Genomic DNA, 20462 nt, shown 5'->3' on the forward strand with positions numbered 1-20462 from the left:
AGATGCGTATGGATTGGCTCACATTGCTACCCCCCTTGGTAGCCATTATCGTGGTTTTTTGGCGCAAAGAAGTGATTGTTGCGCTACTCCTTGCCATTTTTACCTCAGAATTATTATTACTTTTACACCATCAGCAGCCACTTTGGAGCGCTGGTGCTGCCATGCTAGAGCGTATCATTGCCGTCTTTAGTTCGGCCGGTAACACTCGTATTCTCATTTTTAGTTTGCTGGTAGGTGCGCTGCTTGCCTATGTGCGTGAGTCTGGTGGCGTGACTGCCATGGTCAATAGTTTACTCAAACGTGGTTTTGGCAAAACGAAGCGCAGTGCCAGCTTAATGACCGTTTTTACCGGAGTTTTTATATTTATTGAATCCAACCTTAGTGTGCTCACTGCGGGTATATTATCTCGCGGCTTATTTGAGAAGCTAGGCATGAGTAGAGCGCGATTGGCCTATTTGATTGATAGTACCAGCGCTCCCATCTGTATTTTGATTCTGCTTAATGGCTGGGGTGCCTACGTGCTCGGTATGTTAGAACAACAGCAACTGCCGGGGTCTTCGGTTGCCACCCTCTGGGCGACCATTCCATTCAACTTTTACGCACTCATTACCTTAGCTCTGGTGTTTTATACTGCCATTAGTGGCAAAGTACATGGCGCATTAGCTAAACATGAACAACAACCCCAGCCACCGCAAGATATCCAGCCGCAGGCCCCAAGCAACAGCAAGGCGCGTTACATGCTGGTACCTTTAACCGTCATGGTCGTGGGAATGATCGCATTTATGGTGATTACGGGCGACGGTAATCTAACCGCTGGTGATGGCTCAAAATCAGTGCTTTATGCTACAGCGTTAGCCTGTTTGGTCGCCTACTTGATGCTCTTGGTCAGCCGTCGTAACAGCCATCAGCAATTAGTGACGATTGGCTTTAAAGGCATGAGCGAATTATTACCGCTGGTAACTATCGTTTTGTTATCATTAGCGCTTGGTGCTAGCGTCCGTGAACTTGGCACAGGAACTTTTTTGGCCGGGTTAGTCGGTGACTATCTACCGTTGGTACTGATAGCCCCGATGCTATTTATTGCTGGTGCCCTGATTAGCTTTACCACCGGCACCTCGTGGGGCACTTTTGCTATTCTAATCCCGATTGCGGCACCCTTAATAATAGCACTAGATTTGCCAGCTCCCCTACTTTTGGCCGCGGTGCTTGGCGGAGGGGTTTTCGGTGACCATTGCTCACCCATTTCAGATACCACAGCTGTATCTGCGCTGGCGTCAGGCAGCGATTTGCTTGACCATGTTCGCACCCAGTTACCTTATGCACTGGTTGCTGGTGGGCTTACGGTAATTTTATATACAGTGGCAAGCTGGCTGATGCTTTAAGCTCGCCAGCTGATTTGTTTTTGCTACCAACTATTTGGATAATCATCAAACATGACACACGGTTTGCACTTTCGCTCTACTCGCGCCGAAATATCACGCCAAGCGCTTACCCACAATGTGCAACTCATCAAAGAAAAGTTGGGCAATAATTACCTTATCGGCGTAGTTAAGGCTGACGCTTATGGACACGGGATGATCAGCACGGCACAGGCTATAGCAGCTAACGTTGATGCTTACGCAGTGGCTTACATTGACGAAGCTCTAGCCTTACGCGAAGCTGGCTTAACCCAGCCCATTGTATTACTCGAAGGCTGTTTCAGCGCTGCCGAGCTTCCTATCTGTGCACATTACAATTTACTCCCGGTGATTCATCAGCAACACCAACTCGATGCCGTGCTCACTACACGCTTGGCTCGTCCTGTTGGGGTCTGGCTAAAGGCTGATACAGGATTACACCGATTAGGCTGGCGTCCAGAGCAATTACCCGCCGTTTATCAACAACTCGATCAGTCTACGCAAGTTGCTTCTATCACGCTGATGTCGCACCTAGCGATTGGAGATACACGCCATCAATTCACCCAACAACAGCTAGAGGCCTTTACTGATCTTTGTGCCCAAACCAAGCCCTCAGCTCAGATGAGTGTCATCAATAGTCCAGCATTATTAAGTGCCACTAAGGATATCAGCAATGGTTATGCTCATTGGGTTCGCAGCGGTATTGCCATGTACGGTGTCGCTCCTATTTTAGAAGGAGTTGAACTCCCTCCATTGCAACCGGTGATGCGCCTTCTCGCTCCGATCATCGCCTTACGTGATATTCCTCAGGGCGATACGGTCGGTTACGGTGGTACTTGGCGAGCAACGCGTCCGAGTAAAATTGCAACCGTTGCCATCGGCTATGCTGATGGTTACCCACGCAGTGCAGCCAACGGCACTCCAGTTTGGCTTCACGGTAAACAGGTGCCCTTAGCCGGTACTGTATCTATGGATATGATTACGCTTGATGTAACCGACCTAGAGCAGGTCGCCATTGGCGATGAGGTTGAGCTGTGGGGGCCTAATCTAAGTGTGAATATCGTTGCGGAACACGCCAACACCATCAGTTACGATTTGTTTACTGGGGTTAGTCAACGTGTTCCTAGACTCGAAGTTTAATTACTCGGCTGGCGTGGGCTTCTGATACAACTTAAACCACGCTAGCGTATGTTCAATTTTTGCGATCATATTCGATGGTCTTGCGCTGACCGAATGAGAGGCGTCTGGCACCCTCACCATCACCGTATCTACCTTGCGCAATTGCAATGCTTGATAATATTGCTCTATTTCAGACATCGGCACTCGACGGTCGTTTTCACCGCTAAAGAGCAATACTGGGGTTGTTACATTTTCAACCAACGAAAGTGGTGAGCGCTGCCAGTAGTGATCCACATCTTGCCATGGCAATGCCGGAAATTGATTCGCAATCTGACCCAAGTAGCTATCTGCCGTAAGCGTTTTGCTGATCCAGTTAATGACCGGGTTGGTTGCAGCGGCAGCGTTAAAACGATCGGTTAACCCCACCGCATAGGTGGTTGCGATACCACCAGCAGAGCCACCAGCAATGAATAAATTATTACCGTCAACAAAGCCTTTTGCTAACAGCGCATCGATACCCGACATGTGGTCTGCAAAGTCACGTTCTGACGCATAGTAACCGTCAAGCTTTAACGCATGTTCAGCACCGTAACTGGTGCTACCCCGATAGTTGTTGTAGAAGACTACGTAGCCAGCCGCAGCATAGCGCTGATGTTCAGCTGCAAACATGGGGCTGTAGGCTAAATGCGGGCCACCATGAATTTCTAGCAATAGTGGGTACTTTTTATTGGGGTCAAAATTGGGTGGAGTGATATACCAACCATGAATCTCCGTGTCGTCAAAACTCGATTTGTAAGTGATCTCGTGCACTTCTCCAAGTGTTTTATGCGCAAGTAAATCTTCATTGAGCTTGGTTAATTGGCGCGCCTTCGTGCTAGTTACCGAGTCTAACAAAGCAACATCTGCTGGTCGGTATGAACTAGCTCGCGTATAGACGACCTGCCCCGTATTAGTAGCAATAGAATAACTACCGCTGGTGTAAGGTCGCGAAATATATTCACCGCCAACATCACTGACCCCCTCGGTTAACCGCCCATTTAATCTTACTTGCCCCAACTTAACGAGGCTGCGGTCGGTAAATTGAATGGCCAACGCACTATTATTAATCCATTGTGGGTTTTCTACCGAGCGGTCCCAGTCCGCTAACAACGCCTGCTGCTGATTCTTACCTAAATCTAAAACTTGGAGTCGATTATGATGATAAGCAATGGGTTCGTTTCCTCGATGCAAGAACGCCAACAGCTTGCCATTCGGTGACAAGGTTGGAGCAAACTCACGTCCAGGCAACGTAGTTAACTGGCTCAGCTCCTTATCTTTCACTCTTACTTGCCATAAATCAGCTTCTGCCACTTGATATTCCCAATCGGTAGAACGGTTCGCTGAAAAAATAAGGTGGCTATTATCTGCACTCCAAACTAGGGGGCCCGAATGGCTGTAAGGACCTTCCGTTAGCTGGCGTGCATGCCCTCCTTCAGCTGGAATAACAAAAACTTGACTGTATTGATTGGCCAAAATGCCGGCACCATCGCGCTGATAATAAGTTCTCTCCACGATGGTAGGCGCTTTTGCCCAGTTTGCAGAAGCGGGCTGTTGCGGGCGGTAAACCGAGCGAGCAAACTCCGATTTAGGCGCATCAACGTTCATCATAAAAGCTAGCCAGCGTCCATCATGAGACCAGCTCAACTGACTTGGACTCTGGTCTACCGCAGTCACAACTGACATAGTTTTCTGCGCTACATAATAGACATGAATCTGATTACGGCCTTCATGACTGGTGGTAAAAGCCAAGCGTTTACCATCCGGCGACCAGGTAGGATTCGCATAACCATGAGCCATGGTTAGCAATGGAGTATGCTCGCCACTTTGGGTATTGATCAACCACAAGTGGCGCTTGCTATTATCCTTAATCATGTCAAAGCTGTTACGGCTATAGATTACCCACTTCCCGTCAGGAGAAATTTGGGGACCTGCTGCATGCTCAAGTGCAAAGATATCTTCTGGCATGAAGGTTTCAACTGCTGGCTCTGCACTTACAACTGCGACATTTAGTAGCACCGCCAGCGGTCCGCTCCAGCGTAATAAGCTCTTAATCATGACATTCTCCAAACTAAACGTTTTGTTTTTATTAGTAATTAATGTACCCCTTTCTTTATCAAGAACCTAGTCTTTGGCCTACTTTTTGTATGGCTGGCATTAGAAATAGTCCTAGTAAATCCAGGGTTTTTATTTCGCATATGCCTAAATTAATACTATACTCATCTTGTTGTAACACCATGTGAGTAGCGTTTGACTCAACAGAAAACATAACGAGGTCAAGAACATGCTAGAAAGTTGGTTCTCGCAAGCTGATGCAGTCTTATTAGCTCGCTTTCAGTTTGCCTTTACAGTGGCATTCCACATCATATTCCCCGCCTTTACGATTGGTCTTGCAAGTTTTCTTGCCGTGCTAGAAGGGCTTTACCTTAAAACTCGCAATCCGGTCTACCAGAAGCTCTTTCGATATTGGGTGAAGATCTTTGCCGTAGCCTTCGGTATGGGCGTGGTTTCTGGCATTGTGATGAGCTATCAATTTGGTACCAACTGGGCCGTATTCTCAGATAAAGCAGGACCAGTTATTGGCCCACTCATGGGCTACGAGGTACTCACCGCTTTCTTCCTTGAAGCTGGGTTTTTAGGGGTGATGCTATTTGGCATGAACAAAGTAGGAGAGCGGCTGCACTTTTTTGCCACCTTGATGGTAGCCGTTGGAACTGCCATTAGCGCATTCTGGATTTTGTCAGTAAACAGCTGGATGCAAACACCTGCTGGATTTGCTATGAATGAACAAGGCCAATTTATTGTTACAAGTTGGTTTGAAGCTATTTTTAATCCTTCATTTCCATACCGTTTAGCGCACATGTTACTTGCCGCCTATTTAACCACAGCCTTTGTGGTAGGCGCAGTTGGTGCTTGGCACTTACTCAAAGATAGTACCTCGGCCAGCGCTAGAAAAATGTTCTCGATGGCTATGTGGATGGCATTAATTGTGGCACCACTACAAGTGTTTGTTGGCGACTTGCACGGCCTTAATACGCAAGAGCACCAACCGGCCAAAGTAGCCGCTATGGAAGGCCACTTTGAAACCCAAAGTAACGCCCCTCTGTACCTGTTTGGACTTCCTAATCAGACCACAGCTGAAGTGGATTACGCGGTGAAAATACCGGGCCTAGCTAGCCTCATATTACAGCACGATATTAATGCTGAAGTTACCGGTTTGGACCAATTCCCTCGAGACGAGTGGCCACCAGTAGCAACTGTGTTTTGGGCCTTTAGAATCATGGTCGGCATCGGTGTGTTAATGATGCTTATCGGTCTCTGGTCTGGGTTCCAGCGTCTACGTGGCGGCCTTTACCAGAGCAAAATGCTGCATCGTAGTGCTGTCTTGATGGGGCCACTAGGGTTTGTAGCTGTTATTGCCGGCTGGGTTGTCACCGAAGTAGGCCGACAACCTTGGGTCATTCAAGGCCTCTTAAGAACATCTGAGGCTGTCTCTCCTGTCGATGCGGTTGGGGTCGGCGCTAGCTTGCTAGCTTTTATTATCGTGTACTTTTTAGTCTTCGGTGCTGGTACCGTTTATATCTTAAGAAAGATGGCCGGCGATCCCGAGCATACCCACATACCTGATTATGCTCGTATCCCAATGGCTGCAGAACGTCTCTACCACGAGGAGAAATAAGCAATGGATTACGCATTAATTTGGGCTGCACTTATCTCGATCGCGGTATTCGCATATGTAGCTCTTGATGGTTTTGATTTGGGTATTGGGCTCTTGTTTCCATGGTTTACAAACGAGCAACATCGTGACCGTATGGTCAATACTGTTGCGCCGGTATGGGATGGCAATGAAACTTGGCTGGTCCTTGGTGGTGGTGGCCTACTCGCGGTTTTCCCGCTGGCTTATTCGGTGCTGTTACCAGCACTTTACATGCCCGTTATTGCCATGCTCCTAGGCTTGATTTTTCGTGGCGTTGCCTTTGAGTTTAGATTTAAGAGCCGCAATAACAAACATTGGTGGGACCGCTCTTTTATGCTTGGGTCCGCAGTTGCTGCGTTTAGCCAAGGAGTGATGTTAGGCGCCATGCTACAAGGTATTGATGTCACCGATCGAGCCTACTCAGGCGGATGGTTTGACTGGCTAAGCCCATTTACTATTTTTGCAGGCATTGCGGTATGTATTGGCTATATGTTGCTTGGCGCCACTTGGTTAATTATGAAAACCGATGGCCAATTACAAGGCCGAAGTTTTTCATTAGCTCGTAACTTATCGTTACTCATGATTCTTGCAATAGCAGCCGCTAGCATTTATCTGGTATCAACTTATGGGCAAGTCGCTGATAGATGGTTAACGTGGCCGACCTCCGCTGGTTTGTGGTTGTTACCTTTTGCCTTAGCTATAGTCGGCGGCGGACTCCTAACAGCACTTAACAAGAAACGTGAGGGAGCTCCATATCTCTGGGCTTTAGGAGTATTTTTAATTGCTTTTATTGGTTTTGCGGTGAGCATCTTCCCTTATCTTATCCCCTTTGAAATCACCTTATGGGAAGCCGCAGGACCAGATAATAGCCTCTCGTTCCTGCTCGTAGGCGCAGCCATTCTAATTCCTATTATTTTTGCCTACACTGGTTATACCTATTGGGTATTCAGAGGAAAAACCAGTGAGGATTCTGGATATCATGAATAAACCACCAACTAAGTTACGACAGTGGCTCTGGTTTATTGGTCTTTGGGCTGCCGGGGTGATCACTATCACCCTGGTAGGTCTTCTGATTAGAGCGGCAATTCTTTAATCGGAGTCTTTCTCTTTTCGAGTTAATCTATCTAAATAACCCATGGCAAAAGCAGAGCCAACAAAAGTTAAGTGCATCAACACGTACCACTTGATGGTTGGCTCATCCATGTTTTGCGCGTTCATAAACACTTTCAATAAATGAATAGAGGAAATCGCAACGATAGATGCAGCTACTTTGTTCTTTAAACCACCAGAATCAATTTTTCCTAACCAGGCTAACTTCTCAGTGTCGTTATTAATATTGAGTGTCGAAACGAAGTTTTCGTAACCACTCAACATCACCATCACTAGCAATCCTCCAACCAATGCAATATCGATTAAGGTTAGCGTTAACAAAATAAGGTCAACTTCTTTGATCGTTAGAATGTCTGGAAAAACATGTATAAGCTCCTGAAAGAACTTAATCCCCAGCAGCAACACCGCCAAGCTCAAACCAAGATAAATAGGTGCCAGCAACCAACGTAAGCTATACATTAAATTTTCTAAAAAACGTTCCATGAATATCTCAGAAAGTAAGGGTTCAACAAGAGGAACATCATACCAAGGTTAGCATTCACCGCTCAATTTTTTTAATCTACCGATGACCTCGACCATCAAGACTGCCGTTAGACCAGCTGAAGCCAAGTATAATTCAAGCCAATAATCAAAACGTAACGCGCTCCTTTACCCAGACTTACAAGCAATAAAAACCAACCGAAACGTAGCCTAAGCATTCCCGCAAACATAGTTAATGGATCGCCCAAAATAGGTAGCCAAGACAATAATAAACTCCACTTACCATAGCGATTAAACCAAGCCTGCCCCTGTGCTAGGCGAATTTTACTCACCGGAAACCAGCGCTGGTTTTGCCAATGAAGAAAGTACCTGCCCAAGCTGTAATTCACGCAAGACCCAAGTACATTCCCTAAAGTAGCCACTGCCCACAGTGTTTCGATCGAGTCTGTCTGATTGAGCAAAAGCATCAGAAGCACTTCTGACGAACCTGGCAATAAGGTAGCTGATAGAAATGCTGAGATAAAAAGACTCAAGAACACAATCCACAACCCTCCTTGTACAAAATTCAAACAGGCGAACACGAAAATCTATCATTGCAACTAGTTTACCTGTTACGTTACTGGACATGGGAGTAATAATTCCCTAAAATCCACGCTCGCTGTTTTACCAACAGTACATTCCAATACGCACCCGTAGCTCAGCTGGATAGAGCGCTGCCCTCCGGAGGCAGAGGTCACAGGTTCGACTCCTGTCGGGTGCGCCATAATTCTATAGCCTGACATTGATAGCAAGTACTAACTTTGAGGCTTTTGTGCCGATTCTGTGCCAAAATTGTGACTTGTTAAGGTTTTGCCTCCAAGTTTCATGACCTTCGCACAACATTCTTGCTCTTAATCAATTTAGGAAGCAAATTCTGTCGTTTTCTCTTAAGCATAAACAACAATATTCAATTTTAAGCATCGTCTTTAAATAATTCCTGTGCTGTATAATACAAGCTTTGATCAAAACGACGTTCTGGACTTAACTCTTTGTGCCCGCCATTCATAATCACATTTGTGATGCTAGATAATTTCATAATTGGATTATAACGTCGAGGATGATTCATAAATCTACGAGTCATTTTACCATTCAGAGCAAATTCTTTGTCAGTCTGCAGGTTGAAAGCCATTTGAGTATAAATATTATGAATATTTACCTTATCTGTTTGTGTTAGTTCGTAAAGAATCCTTGCAAGCCTTAGCGTTGATCTATAAAGCCTTGTAACTTTCCCCACATCTCGCTCTCTTGATGCGCAATCAATAAAGGTACGGCAAATAGCAAAGTCGCTCCAAACAAAAATATCATATGCATTACCCTTATCAATAATCGGTGACTTACCCAATGTCTTCCATATTGGATGTAATAAAAAAGGTTTTTGGTAGTCTTTAAACTCTGTAAATATTTTATTTAAACACCCAATGATTTCCTCCCTTTTACTCAACATTTCAACAGTATTATCCCAATGTTGAATTGTCGAACAGGTAGGCTCTAAGATTTCCTTTAGTCTCGCTCTAAATGGTTTTATCGAATCAAAAATACCTAGCGCGGCGTAAGAAGTACTTGCAGGTCTAATCACCAACTCGGTACCCCAGTCAGACTCTCTGTCGTTTGCAGTGGTATTGTCCGGAATAACTGTAAGCTTAACTTCCAAGGCTCGAATAAATGAGTCACCGAGTTTTAGTACGAGATCAATTCCTTTAATGTCTGTCCTTGAATATTCTTGGTAAGGCTCGAATTTTGACTCGAATAAAAAACTCAATTCATTATTTGCCACATCGGTACCAAATATAAAATCAAAACCTTCTTCTCGCGCTTCTACCTGAAGCTCTTGATTCGTGCATAGGTATACAGCAGAAGTATTTGTGTGAATCGCCACTAGTTGAGAAATATTTTTAATTAATGTACCCTTAAGCTGCTTATTTAGAACTGTAGGTAATGATGCTTAGACTCGGATTTTTAATACTGGTGCTTGTTGCTGTTCTGACTCAAATCAGTCAGGCGGTTGCTGATGTGCATCAATCTCACCAGTCCTCTTCTGAGCAACACCTCAATTTTGAGCATGACGAATCCCACATCGATAAGCGCAATCTCCCTAAAAGTGGAGAAATCAGCTTTGACTGCCATCACTGCTGTCACTGCCATGGCTCATTTCATTTATATGCCATGAAGACTGAAAAAACTCTCGCGTTACCACGAATGGGCACAATACGTCCTGGGTATACTGAGTTTTACACTAACCCTCTATCATCTCCGCTGTTCCGGCCTCCCATCTCCTCATAACTGCCTAATAAGCTGCTATAGCAGCGCAAAAAAATCATTATTTTACGCAGTAATATGACTGAGGAGTCTATCTATGGGTCCGTTTTCGACACATAGCAAACGCTTGTTTATTGCCGTAAGTCTGGCAATAAGTTCAAGCTACGCCAATGCACAACAGTTGCCCGAGCAATGGCAAAAAACTGTGCAGCAACACCCCAGTGTTGAAGCCGCTCAACAGCAGGCTGAAGCGCTGATCCAACAGGGCAAACAATTAAATCAGCCTTTGTACAACCCTAGCTTATCGTCACGCTTAGAGCGCGAGGGTGACATCAATAATTACACTGTTGGCCTAAGCCAAACGCTGGACTGGAGCACTCGCAATGAAGCACGAGCCAGTCAGAGTGACGCCATGACGGCTATGGCAGTGAGTATTTATCGCCAGTCGGCGACATCGCATGCTAAAACTCTGTTGAATGCCTATGTGCAATGGCTGGATGCAAAACAGCGTTACGCACTGGCCAAGCAGCAAGAGAAAATCGTTAAACAGGCGATAAGCCTGGTTGCCGAACGACGTAAAGCCGGTGACTTAGGTGCCGTCGACGAACAACTGACGGTACTCGCACTAAGTCGGCAACTGCAACAAACGGCAGCGGCTTATCAACAACTGCAATCCGCTGAAGCAGAGTTAAACGCTCTGCTAACAACGTCTGATGTCGGTCAACTCTCCATTAATGAGGAGCTATTTAACGTTGAACCTGCGTTAACGACTCGTTGGCAACAACATCCAGCGTTAAAAGCCGCTTACCTGCAATGGCAATTAAAGCGCGCCGATGTCGACTGGAAACGCTCGTTAACCACCGCCAACCCAACCATAGGCGTCGAAGCGGGCGAGAGCGATAACGAAACAGTAGTTGGCTTATCATTCAGCATTCCACTACAGATTCGCAATAACTACAGCGATGCGGTACGCGCAGCCAATAGCGAAGCTGTTGCTGAAGAAAAACGTTTGATTGCACTAAGGCAACAATGGCAAGCAGCACTGAAATCATCTCTTAACAATTATCGTTTTGTGAAAAAACAGTGGCAAAGCTGGCAAAAAGACTTTCAATCTCGGCAGGATGAGTCGATGCAGGTGATTGAGCAGTCCTGGCTCGCCGGTGACCTATCCACCACAGACTACCTCACCGCTGTGCAACAGCAGCTCGATAGCCAATTTGCAGGGATAGCGCTGCAAACACAATATCGGTTGGCCGCCATTGAATGGTTGTACCGTTCGGGCGAACTCAGTAAAGCGCTGACGTTATCGCCGTTAAGCCAGCCAACAAACGCAGAGATTGGAGAGTAAACGATGTCAGTAAAACCTTTATACGCAGCAATAGCACTTGCGCTGAGCTTTTCGGTTATGGCGCAGGATGAACACGGACACGACGAAAAAGAAGATACCCACAAGGAAAAAGGCAAACACGAGCAAGGTGAACATAAGGAAAGTGCAGGCGTGGAGCTATCCAGCAAGCAGCTGTCCATGGCGGATATCACCACGCGAACCTTGCAAACTCAAGTTATTGAATACCCGGTTTATGCTCCGGGCGAGGTGGTTGCTAACGACTTTAATAGCTATATCGTGAGTCCGCGCATCGATTCGACCGTTCTCAAACGTTTTGTCAGTATTGGCGACCACGTCGAAAAAGGTGAACCACTAGCCACCCTCTTCAGCGCCACCATGGCGGAGGCGCAAAGTCAGTATTTGGTCACACTTAACGAATGGCAACGCGTGCAGTCACTCGGTGAGTCAACGGTGGGTGAAAAACGCTTTGTTGAAGCGAAAAACGCCTTTACCTCAGCGCAAGCGCAACTCAAAGCATTTGGTATGTCAGCCAGTGATATTAAGCGTTTAAGTAAACCTGACTACCCTATCGGCGAATACCAACTGACCTCAGAAATTGGCGGGATTGTGGTTAGCGATAACTTCAAGCAGGGTCAGCCAGTCAATGCCGGTAACCACTTGGTTGAAGTTCTGCAAGAAGAAACCTTGTGGGTGAATGCTCGGCTACCGGGCTCAGCTGACCTTAATGTGCAGTTTGGTGATCCTGTTACAGTGAGTGTCGACAATCAGCGCTTTGCGGCAAAAGTCATTCAGGAAGGCCACACAATAGACCATAAAACCCGCACCCGAACGGTACGACTTGCGGTAAATAACGAAAAGGACCAATTACACCCTGGTTTATTTGCGGATGTTTATTTCTCAGTCAAGTCGGATGGACCGGTGCTTGCAGTTAAGGACTCAGCCTTAATGCGGGCATCTGATGGTGACTGGCAGATATTCATTGAGCACGAACCCGGAAAGTTTGAACCGAAGAAAGTCGAATTGGTTGATGAAAAGGGTCCGTGGAAAGTTATTCGAGGCGTTAAGGAAGGCACAAAATACGTAGACAACGGCGCGTTTTTCGTTCGCTCACAAATCGCTAAAGGCGGTTTTGACCCACATAACCACTAACAGGAGGTTGTATGTTTCAGCGCATTATTCAGTTTGCTGTCGCCAATCGCCTGTTATTGGTATTGGCTTTATTCAGCATCAGCATTGCGTCATTTTTTATTATTCCCAAACTTAATCTGGATGCCTTTCCCGATGTTACCAACGTTCAGGTAACGGTAAATACGGAAGCACCCGGATTAGCAGCGACCGAAGTCGAGCAGCTTATTACCTATCCGATAGAGTCGGTGATGTATGCCCTGCCCGACGTCAAAGAAGTTCGGTCAATCTCAAAAACAGGTTTATCGGGCATTACGGTAGTATTTGACGAGAGTGTCGATATCTACTTTGCCCGGCAACTGGTGTTTGAACGACTGCAGGCGGCAAAGGAATTAATACCCGAAGGCGTAGGTACACCCGAAATGGGTCCTAACTCTTCCGGCCTCGGCCAGGTTTATCAGTATCTGCTACTTGCCGAACCGGGCTCCGGTGTCAGCAGTATGGAGCTACGCAGTCTAAACGACTATGTGGTTAAACTGCTATTGATGCCCGTTGAGGGAATTACCGAAGTCTTGTCCTTTGGCGGCGAAGTTAAACAGTATCAGGTTAATCTTAACCCCGCTAAGCTGTTGTCTTACGACCTTACCCAGCAAGACGTCATGAGCGCGGTCAACAAGAATAACGGTAACGTTGGTGGTTGGTATATGCCCCGCGGTCAGGAGCAGTTGGTTATTCGCGGCACCGGCTGGCTGGATAGCGGTAAAAAAGGCCTGCAACAAATACGACAAATACCGCTCAAAACAGTTGACGGCGTTTCCGTAACACTGGGCCAGGTTGCCGAAGTCGAAATCGGCAGTGAAATTCGCCAGGGGGCGGTCTCAATGTCGCGTAAAGTCGACAGCGAGGTCAACCAGCTGGGCGAAGTGGTGTCGGGTATTGTGCTCAAACGCATGGGCTCGAATACCAAAGCCACCATCGACGGTATTAAAAAGCGCATTCCGCTTATTCAGCAAGCATTACCCGAGGGTGTCACCTTTGAGCCGTATTATGATCAGGCCGACTTAATACAAAAAGCCGTATCTACGGTCGCGTATTCACTGCTCATTGCCTTTGTGTTTATTATCGCAGTATTAGCACTGTTTTTGCTCAACATACGCGCTACTTTTTTAGTGTTACTGTCCATTCCCGTTTCTATCGCCATTGCCCTAATGGTAATGTCCGCGATGGGCATGTCGGCTAACCTGATGTCGCTGGGCGGGATAGCTGTTGCCATTGGTATGCTGGTCGACGGCTCCGTGGTGATGGTTGAAAACATCTTTAAGCACTTAAGTCGTCCGGATAGTGAACATCATGGCGACGCCGAGCAACGCACAGAGCACCGCGACCCGGATCCTCAGGCAGCCAAACTCGACAGTCATGGTATCAAGCTGCGAGTTAAGGAAGCGGCTAACGAAGTGGCTCGACCGGTATTCTTTGCCGCCATGATCATCTTGGTGGTCTTTATGCCACTGTTTAGTTTTCAGGGTGTTGAAGCTAAATTATTTGAACCCATGGCTATCAGCATTATGTTGGCCATTATCTCCGCGGTTTTTGTGGCCATTATGGTTGTCCCGGCATTAGCCAGTTACTTTTTCAGTCGGGGTATTAAGCCTCGTGAAAATAAACTGCTTAAACCACTAGATAATGGTTATAAAAGACTATTGTCGGTCGCTTTACGCAGTAAAAAGGCCGTTATTACCCTGGCCGGTTTGCTGTTTGTCGGCGCTTTGGTGTTAGTGCCTCGTCTCGGCACAGAATTTGCGCCCGAATTGGAAGAAGGCACGATTAATATTCGCGTGACATTAGCCCCCTCCTCTAACCTTGAAACGGCCTTAGAGGTGGCTCCGAAGCTTGAAAAAATCCTGATGTCGTTCCCGGAAACCACCTACGCACTCAGCCGCATTGGACGAGCCGAAGTGGGCGGTGATCCAGAGCCTATCAGCAACATCGAGATATATGTGGGCCTTAAGCCGCAATCCGAATGGACAACGGCATCCGATCGCTACGCCTTACAAGAAAAAATGGAGGCAAAACTCGATGCTCACCCAGGCTTGTTGTTTAATTTTTCACAACCTATCGCAACACGGGTTGATGAACTGCTCTCAGGTGTAAAATCGCAGCTAGCCATCAAACTATTTGGACCCGAGCTTGACGTGTTGGCCCGTAAAGGCCAGGAAATAGAAAGTGCCGTCAAGCAAGTTGACGGGGCGGTTGCAGTAGCGATGGAGCAAATAAAAGGTGAATCACAACTCGTGGTTTCGCCGAAACGCCAACAACTCTCACGCTACGGCTTAAATGTCTCCGATGTACTGAGCGTTGTCGACAATGGCTTGGGTGGCGCTTCGGCAGGCCAGATCATTCGCGGTAATGAGCGCTATGATATTTACGTGCGGTTGGCCAAGCAATTCCGCGATACGCCGGAGTCTATTCGCTCGTTACGCTTGTTAACTCCCTCAGGGGCCTGGGTAACCTTAGGCGAAGTCGCCAGCGTTGCAATTGAATCAGGACCACCGCAAATCCGTCGTGATGATGTACAGCGTCGCGTTGTGATTCAATCGAACGTTCAGGGTCGTGACATGGGTAGCGTGGTTGCCGATATTCGGAAGGCGATTGACGAGAAGGTGGATTTACCAACCGGTTACTCAGTCGACATTGGTGGCCAGTTCGAAAGTCAACAAAGAGCACAGAAGCGCTTGTCCATTGTCGTTCCCATATCGTTGGCACTCATCGCCCTGCTGCTTTATTTTGCTTTCGGCACCATGGGTCAAGCCATGTTGATTTTGGTGAATGTACCGTTGGCAGTCATCGGTGGTATTGTGGCACTCTATGTGTCAGGACAGTACTTATCGGTGCCCAGCGCCGTGGGTTTCATCACACTGTTTGGTGTGGCGGTACTAAACGGTGTGGTTCTGGTCGAAAGTATAAACCAGAGAATAACCGATGGGCATGCAGTTAATGATGCCGTGTTTGATGGCGCATGGTCGCGACTACGCCCGGTATTAATGACGGCAATAACCTCAGCGTTAGGACTCATTCCCATGCTGTTTGCAACCGGCGCAGGCGCTGAAATTCAGCGTCCACTGGCCACCGTCATTGTTGGCGGCTTGGTGTCTGCGACATTGCTAACACTGGTTATCTTACCCGTGCTCTATCCTTGGTTTTCGAAACAAAAGGTTAATGATTTGAGTCGTTAGGGTTCAATAGCACTTAAAGGGGCGGTTATTGCCGCCCCTTCTACTACAAAGAGGAACGTATTGTGGGACATCACCATAACCATGATCACTCAAAGGACATGCCGTCCAACCGCCTGGGATGGGCGTTTGTTCTTAACTTCGTTTTCACCATTATCGAGTTTATTGGTGGTTTTCTTACCAACAGTACCGCCATTTTAGCTGATGCCGTTCATGATCTTGGCGATAGCCTGTCGTTAGGTCTCGCTTGGATACTAAATAAACTTGGCAAAAAACAGGCTAACCAACACTTTACCTACGGTTATAAAAGACTGAACCTTGCCGGTGCATTTATTAATGCCGTTGTGTTAATCGCAGGCTCTGCCTGGGTACTTGTGGAAGCAATTCCCAGACTCTGGAACCCTCAGATGCCCGTCGCTGATGGCATGATTGCTTTAGCCGTCGTTGGCATTACAGTTAATGGATTTGCTGCTTACAAATTGTCAGAGGGCAAAACGTTAAACGAACGCGTTATTAACTGGCACTTGCTGGAGGATGTTTTCGGCTGGGTTGCTGTACTTATCGTTGGTATTGTTTTGCTGTTCGTAGACTGGCCGATTCTCGACCCTATATTGTCGATTGGCTTTACTCTATTTATTTTAGTGAATGTACTACGCAACCTGTGGGCAACACTGAAACTCTTCATACAGGCCACGCCAGACAAAAAAACCTACAAACAAGTCGCGGACGCTTTACTGGAGCTACCTCATGTCGCTGACCTACACCATCTGCATTTTTGGTCACTAGATGGCGAGGAGCATGTATTAACCGTTCATTTGGTGTTATCTAAAAACCTTGATATTGAGGCCCGTAGCGATTTAAAACAGCGCATCGATGACGTCCTTGCGCCCTATGCTTTAAGCCATACAACGGTAGAACTAGAAGATCCTGATGAAGCCTGTAGGGACAACTGATAATGAGTGCATTATTTTTAATGAAAACACTGGGCTTATTTATTGCCACCGCAATTGCTGAAATTATCGGATGCTATTTACCCTACCTATGGCTCAAAGAGGGCCATTCGGTTTGGTTGCTCATTCCGGCGGCAGTGAGCTTAGCCTTATTTGCTTACTTATTAACACTTCATCCAGCGGAAAGCGGGTGGGTCTACGCAGCTTATGGTGGTATTTACGTGTTAACTGCCATAAGCTGCGAATTATCGATAAATCGCCTTTATCCAGCTTCGACTTGATTGGGGCGGCGTTTGTGCTAACCGGTATGGGGATTCTTGTGTATGGCTGGCGTTAGCTATAAAGCAATTCAGTTAAAGAACTACGCTCAAAAGTTTTACTACACAGACTAACGCACCTTATGTTTGTCCGTGGTAGCGTCCTCAACCCCGTCATTAAGCGACGCCATCAGTGGACAATAGACATCTCCGTGTCCGGAGCTGCATTTTTGCACCAGCTCATTCAACGCTCGTTCAACTTGCTGTAAGCGCGATATCTTTCGACGAACACTGGTGAGCTTTTGCTCTCCAAGCTCCCGTGCTTCATCGCAATGAGCGCCATCTTGCAGAGTTAATAGCTCACCAATTTCATCCAGACTAAATCCGAGCCATTGAGACGCGCGAATAAAATGAAGCCGAGCAAGCGCTTGTTCGTCGTAATGTCGGATCCCCCCATACGGCTTCTCCGGCTCGCTCATTAGCCCTCGGCGCTGATAATAGCGCACCGTTTCCACGCCCACGCCGGCTGTTTTGGCCAGCGTGCCAATTGTCATTACGTTGCGTTTTTTTAACATAGCTATTGCTTCCGTAGTGAGGTACGGGTCTAAGATTAACACATTAAAGCAAAATGCCCGAAGGAGTTACTCTTATGTCAAATTCAAAATCTGGTCGGGGCTCTCTTCTCGCGGGAGGGATCGCAGCGACTCTGGCATCTGCGTGTTGTCTGGGTCCCCTCATATTACTTGCACTCGGTGTATCCGGGGCCTGGATTGGGAGCCTCACAGCACTTGAGCCTTATCGACCCATTTTTATTGCCATTGCATTGATTGCCATATTCTTTGCCTGGCGTCGAATATACCGGCGTGCTGATGACTGCAACCCTGATAACACCTGCGCAACGCCAAATGCTCGTAAGAGCTACAAAGTGATGTTTTGGCTCGTTGCGGTACTTACTTTAACAGCATTGGCTTACCCCTATGTTGTTCCTTTCTTTTACTAGGAGGCAATACACGATGAAAAAAACAATGATAACAACCATTTTATTTTTACTGTTTAGCATGCCCGCATTGGCGGTTGAGAAAACGGTTACGCTATCAGTACCCGGTATGACATGCGTCACCTGCCCAATTACTGTCAAAGCTGCACTTGGCCAAGTTGCAGGTGTGAGCGCCGTCGATGTCCGTTTTGAAGAGCGGGATGCAACCGTGACATTCGACGACGAAAAAACGTCAGTTAAGCAGCTCACTGAAGCAACGACAAATGCAGGATACCCATCAACACTGAAAGCAACGGCACCAAAAAATCAGTCATGAAACATCACAATGCCTTATAGCTGCTGTAAAACTGAAAGACCAAGGAGTAACCGTTATGAGTAATAACAATTTACACATTGCTGTCATTGGTAGCGGCGGCAGTGCGATGGCTGCGGCACTCAAAGCGACCGAGAGAGGTGCCCGAGTGACGCTCATTGAGAGAGGTACTATTGGCGGAACTTGTGTCAATATTGGCTGTGTCCCGTCTAAAATCATGATCCGAGCGGCTCATATCGCCCAACTGCGGCGAGAAAGCCCTTTTGATAAAGGCTTAAGTACTCATACTCTTAAGGTAAATCGATCAGCTCTCCTCGAGCAACAACAGGCTCGGGTAGAAGAACTCCGTGAATCCAAATACCAGAGTATTCTTAGAGAGAATTCCGCCATTACCGTTATTAACGGCGAAGCCCGCTTTATAAACGATGAAACTCTTTCCGTATCACTTCGCGATGGCGGTGAGCAAACGGTTTACTTTGACCGTGCTTTTATCGGCACCGGGGCCCGACCCGCACAACCCCCCATCCCCGGCTTAGCTGAAACCCCTTACCTTACTTCGACAAGCGCATTAGAGCTAAGTAACATTCCTAAACGCCTCGCTATTATTGGAGCCTCGGTCGTTGCTCTTGAATTAGCACAGGCCTTCGCGCGTCTCGGTAGTGAAGTTACTGTTTTGGCTCGCAGTCGGGTGTTATCCAAAGACGAGCCTGCCATTGGTGAAGCAATAGCGACTGTTTTTGATCGCGAAGGCATCAATGTGCTTGAGCATACAGAAGCCAGCGAAGTGCGTTACGACGGACAACACTTCATTCTCAAAACCAATGCCGGAACATTAAAAGCAGAACAACTGCTCGTGGCCACAGGCCGTACGCCCAATACGGAAAACCTCGATTTAAAAACCATCGGTGTACAAACTGAACGCGGTACAATAACGATTAACGAGCGCATGCAAACCTCTAACTCAAGAGTATATGCGGCAGGCGACTGTACGAATCAGCCGCAGTTTGTCTATGTCGCCGCCGCAGGCGGCAGCCGAGCCGCTATTAACATGACGGGCGGTGATGCGCATCTTGATCTCAGTGCAATGCCCGAGGTTATCTTTACTGATCCACAAGTCGCCACGGTGGGTTTATCAGAAGCTGATGCTAAAACTGGTGGTTACGTCACCGAAAGCCGCACGTTGAGCCTTGAAAATGTCCCACGGGCATTGGTTAACTTCAATACCCAAGGGTTTATAAAAATTGTCGCAGAGAGTGGCAGCGGCCGACTGCTCGGTGTTCAAGTCGTCGCAGGAGAAGCCGGTGAGTTGATTCAAGCTGCTGTAATGGCGATAAGAGCAGGAATGACAGTCAATGAGTTGGCTGATGAGCTCTTCCCATACCTTACGATGGTAGAAGGCTTAAAATTATGCGCTCAAACGTTTACTAAAGATGTTAGCCAATTATCTTGCTGCGCTGGGTGAGATAACCTAGCTGAATCGACACTGATTTGCTAGACACCTTGCCGCCATTGAGTTTTAAATAGATTGAAGACAATCATGTATAAGTTTTCTCATCTTTAAGATCAAAGGCTGTCATAATACTCTTTGATCATTGTTGCCATTAAAAAACGGCGTCCCGCTAGGAACTCTTTGTAATTTTCTGCGGTAGTATTGAATATGAGCTCAGGAATAGCATTTTCGGCTAAATTTCTCTGTAAATCTTCTCGATCACAAATTTCGCCAAGTCTTAAATTTCCGGATTCAATCTGTTCAAGAACCATTAACATGTATTCTTTCGGTGGTAGGTCTTTAATTGATCCGTACCAGTACTTTTGGACACCGAGCTAAGTGAGTAAAATCACTTAACGAGGTGAATCATGAAAGCAAATAAAATACGCAAAGTCCACACACAAGAATTTAAAGCAGAAGCCCTGAAATTAGCTGAAAGAATAGGCGTTGCAGCGGCGGCTAGAGAACTGAAAGTCTACGAATCCCAGCTGTACAGTTGGCGGACTGCGGCGCAAAAAAAATCTAGCACGAGCGCCAGAGAAGCAGAGCAAGCCGCTGAAATTACTCGATTAAAACGTCAATTAGCTGAACAGGCAGAGGAACTAGCCATATTAAAAAA

The 20462-nt window shown here is 46.9% G+C and carries 19 protein-coding genes, 1 tRNA gene and 1 pseudogene; 14 read left to right on the forward strand and 7 right to left on the reverse strand.

The genetic code is table 11. From position 1 onward, the window contains the following. The first annotated feature begins 8 nt into the window (after positions 1-8). On the forward strand, positions 9-1382 hold the full coding sequence (locus tag ACQ661_RS10460; RefSeq protein WP_431668295.1) for a Na+/H+ antiporter NhaC family protein: 1374 nt from the start codon (positions 9-11) through the stop codon (positions 1380-1382). A gap of 51 nt (positions 1383-1433) precedes the next feature. After that, positions 1434-2537 (forward strand): alanine racemase, encoded by a 1104-nt coding sequence (gene alr, locus ACQ661_RS10465; protein WP_153827046.1) that lies wholly within the window; start codon positions 1434-1436, stop codon positions 2535-2537. Here the strand turns inward: alr and ACQ661_RS10470 are convergent, their stop codons facing one another. Beyond that, positions 2538-4610, reverse strand: coding sequence for a S9 family peptidase (locus tag ACQ661_RS10470; RefSeq protein ID WP_431668296.1), 2073 nt, complete (start codon positions 4608-4610; stop codon positions 2538-2540). It lies immediately after the preceding gene. Positions 4611-4836: 226 nt separating this feature from the next. On the opposite strand from ACQ661_RS10470, the gene ACQ661_RS10475 reads away from it, so the two are divergent. Both ACQ661_RS10475 and cydB read left to right on the forward strand, forming a co-directional pair. Beyond that, positions 4837-6231, forward strand: coding sequence for a cytochrome ubiquinol oxidase subunit I (locus ACQ661_RS10475; RefSeq protein ID WP_431668297.1), 1395 nt, complete (start codon positions 4837-4839; stop codon positions 6229-6231). 3 nt (positions 6232-6234) lie between these two features. Further along, on the forward strand, positions 6235-7236 hold the full coding sequence (gene cydB, locus ACQ661_RS10480; RefSeq protein ID WP_431668298.1) for a cytochrome d ubiquinol oxidase subunit II: 1002 nt from the start codon (positions 6235-6237) through the stop codon (positions 7234-7236). A 102-nt stretch (positions 7237-7338) separates the two neighbouring features. Here the strand turns inward: cydB and ACQ661_RS10485 are convergent, their stop codons facing one another. Continuing rightward, a complete protein-coding gene (locus ACQ661_RS10485) occupies positions 7339-7842 on the reverse strand; it encodes a TIGR00645 family protein (protein WP_110076721.1) in 504 nt (167 codons plus the stop codon). A gap of 107 nt (positions 7843-7949) precedes the next feature. Continuing rightward, positions 7950-8381, reverse strand: coding sequence for a YqaA family protein (locus ACQ661_RS10490; protein ID WP_431668304.1), 432 nt, complete (start codon positions 8379-8381; stop codon positions 7950-7952). A 144-nt stretch (positions 8382-8525) separates the two neighbouring features. Between ACQ661_RS10490 and ACQ661_RS10495 the strand changes: the two genes are divergently transcribed. After that, positions 8526-8602: transfer RNA gene (locus ACQ661_RS10495), tRNA-Arg, on the forward strand. 189 nt (positions 8603-8791) lie between these two features. Here the strand turns inward: ACQ661_RS10495 and ACQ661_RS10500 are convergent. Both ACQ661_RS10500 and ACQ661_RS10505 read right to left on the reverse strand, forming a co-directional pair. Continuing rightward, a complete protein-coding gene (locus tag ACQ661_RS10500; protein ID WP_157980884.1) occupies positions 8792-9754 on the reverse strand; it encodes a HindVP family restriction endonuclease in 963 nt (320 codons plus the stop codon). Positions 9755-9834: 80 nt separating this feature from the next. After that, entirely contained in the window at positions 9835-10020 is a 186-nt protein-coding gene (locus tag ACQ661_RS10505; protein ID WP_034733748.1) for a hypothetical protein, read from the reverse strand. A 211-nt stretch (positions 10021-10231) separates the two neighbouring features. Here ACQ661_RS10505 and ACQ661_RS10510 point away from each other — a divergent pair, with 211 nt between their 5' ends. The 5 genes and pseudogenes from ACQ661_RS10510 to ACQ661_RS10530 all read left to right on the forward strand — a co-directional run bounded on the left by ACQ661_RS10510 (position 10232) and on the right by ACQ661_RS10530 (position 17124). Further along, entirely contained in the window at positions 10232-11482 is a 1251-nt protein-coding gene (locus ACQ661_RS10510; protein WP_431668299.1) for a TolC family protein, read from the forward strand. Between the two features lie 3 nt (positions 11483-11485). After that, positions 11486-12631 carry an efflux RND transporter periplasmic adaptor subunit gene (locus tag ACQ661_RS10515; RefSeq protein WP_431668300.1) on the forward strand — a complete coding sequence of 382 codons (1146 nt, stop codon included), beginning with the start codon at positions 11486-11488 and terminating at the stop codon, positions 12629-12631. 11 nt (positions 12632-12642) lie between these two features. Then, positions 12643-15840 carry an efflux RND transporter permease subunit gene (locus ACQ661_RS10520; protein ID WP_431668301.1) on the forward strand — a complete coding sequence of 1066 codons (3198 nt, stop codon included), beginning with the start codon at positions 12643-12645 and terminating at the stop codon, positions 15838-15840. A 62-nt stretch (positions 15841-15902) separates the two neighbouring features. Further along, positions 15903-16790, forward strand: coding sequence for a cation diffusion facilitator family transporter (locus ACQ661_RS10525; protein WP_110076834.1), 888 nt, complete (start codon positions 15903-15905; stop codon positions 16788-16790). A gap of 2 nt (positions 16791-16792) precedes the next feature. Continuing rightward, a pseudogene (locus tag ACQ661_RS10530) lies at positions 16793-17124 on the forward strand (YnfA family protein). A 51-nt stretch (positions 17125-17175) separates the two neighbouring features. Here the strand turns inward: ACQ661_RS10530 and merR are convergent. After that, positions 17176-17619 (reverse strand): Hg(II)-responsive transcriptional regulator, encoded by a 444-nt coding sequence (gene merR / locus ACQ661_RS10535; protein ID WP_153827230.1) that lies wholly within the window; start codon positions 17617-17619, stop codon positions 17176-17178. Positions 17620-17693: 74 nt separating this feature from the next. Between merR and merT the strand changes: the two genes are divergently transcribed. The 3 genes from merT to merA are packed head-to-tail and all read left to right on the forward strand — an operon-like array spanning position 17694 to position 19816. Beyond that, positions 17694-18044 (forward strand): mercuric ion transporter MerT, encoded by a 351-nt coding sequence (gene merT, locus ACQ661_RS10540; protein WP_034734507.1) that lies wholly within the window; start codon positions 17694-17696, stop codon positions 18042-18044. 13 nt (positions 18045-18057) lie between these two features. Beyond that, entirely contained in the window at positions 18058-18357 is a 300-nt protein-coding gene (merP, locus tag ACQ661_RS10545) for a mercury resistance system periplasmic binding protein MerP (RefSeq protein WP_034818174.1), read from the forward strand. Positions 18358-18412: 55 nt separating this feature from the next. Then, positions 18413-19816: a mercury(II) reductase gene (gene merA / locus ACQ661_RS10550; protein ID WP_126772024.1), complete on the forward strand. Its 1404-nt coding sequence runs from the start codon at positions 18413-18415 to the stop codon at positions 19814-19816. A gap of 101 nt (positions 19817-19917) precedes the next feature. Here the strand turns inward: merA and ACQ661_RS10555 are convergent, their stop codons facing one another. Further along, entirely contained in the window at positions 19918-20121 is a 204-nt protein-coding gene (locus ACQ661_RS10555) for a hypothetical protein (protein WP_431668302.1), read from the reverse strand. A 90-nt stretch (positions 20122-20211) separates the two neighbouring features. On the opposite strand from ACQ661_RS10555, the gene ACQ661_RS10560 reads away from it, so the two are divergent. Further along, positions 20212-20462, forward strand: a 251-nt coding sequence (locus tag ACQ661_RS10560) for a transposase (protein ID WP_431668303.1), incomplete at its 3' end; no start/stop codon positions are given.

Source organism: Pseudidiomarina sp. WS423 (genome assembly GCF_050750165.1).
GTDB classification, from domain to species: domain Bacteria; phylum Pseudomonadota; class Gammaproteobacteria; order Enterobacterales; family Alteromonadaceae; genus Pseudidiomarina; species Pseudidiomarina fusca.